Annotated in this window: 1 protein-coding gene; it reads left to right on the top strand. The window is 68.5% G+C overall.

Annotated elements, in window-relative coordinates; all coding sequences use genetic code 11:
- Nucleotides 1-1,036, top strand: a 1,036-nt coding sequence (locus ACT3SQ_RS19265) for an IS256 family transposase (protein WP_444601622.1), incomplete at its 5' end; no start/stop codon positions are given.
- Nucleotides 1,037-1,081: the final 45 nt, after the last annotated feature.

Here is a 1,081-nt window from a genome sequence, read left to right as displayed (position 1 = left end):
CGTCGGCACGATCGACGTCGCCGTCCCCAAGCTCCGCACCGGCACCTACTTCCCCGAGTGGCTGCTCGAGCGCCGCAAACGCGCCGAATCCGCCCTGATCACCGTGGTCGCGGACTGCTACCTCGCCGGCGTCTCCACCCGCCGAATGGACAAACTCGTCAAGACCCTCGGCATCAACAGCCTCTCGAAGTCCCAGGTCAGCCGCATGGCAGCCGATCTGGACGAGCACGTCGAGCAGTTCCGCCACCGCCCCCTGGACGAGGCCGGGCCGTTCACGTTCGTCTCCGCCGACGCACTGACGATGAAGGTCCGCGAGGGCGGACGAGTCATCAACGCCGTCGTCCTGCTCGCCACCGGCGTCAACGGCGACGGCCACCGCGAAGTCCTCGGCATCCGGGTCGCGACCAGCGAGACCGGCGCGGCCTGGAACAGCTTCTTCGCCGACCTGGTCGCCCGCGGCCTGGGCGGAGTCCGCCTGGTCACCTCCGACGCGCATGCGGGGCTGGTCGAGGCGATCGCCGCTCACCTGCCCGGAGCGTCCTGGCAGCGCTGCCGCACCCACTACGCCGCGAATCTGATGAGCATCTGCCCCAAGGGCATGTGGCCAGCCGTGAAAGCGATGCTGCACAGCGTCTATGACCAGCCCGACGCCGCGGCCGTGAATGCGCAGTTCGAGCGTCTGCTGGACTACGTCGGTGAGAAGCTCCCGGCCGTGGCCGAGCACCTCGATGCCGCCCGCGCAGACGTCCTCGCGTTCACCGCGTTTCCGAAGGATGTGTGGGTCCAGATCTGGTCGAACAACCCCACCGAGCGTCTGAACCGCGAGATCCGCCGCCGCACCGACTCGGTGGGCATCTTCCCCTCCCGCGAGGCGATCGTCCGCCTCGTCGGCGCGGTCCTGGCCGAGCAGACCGATGAATGGGCCGAAGGACGCCGCTACCTCGGCCTCGACGTCCTCGCCCGCTGCCGCCTCACCCTCACCACCAATCCCGTGAACGAGGTGAGCACCGATGCACTTCCCGCGCTGACAGCCTGATCCCTATCGCCGAAGGATCGCTACACCACTTCCGGGGACTTGACC

This window comes from Brachybacterium sp. AOP42-C2-15, assembly GCF_052377065.1.
GTDB lineage: Bacteria > Actinomycetota > Actinomycetes > Actinomycetales > Dermabacteraceae > Brachybacterium.
The sequence above is the reverse complement of the archived record's forward strand: the minus strand, read 5'-3'. Positions and strand labels throughout refer to the sequence as shown.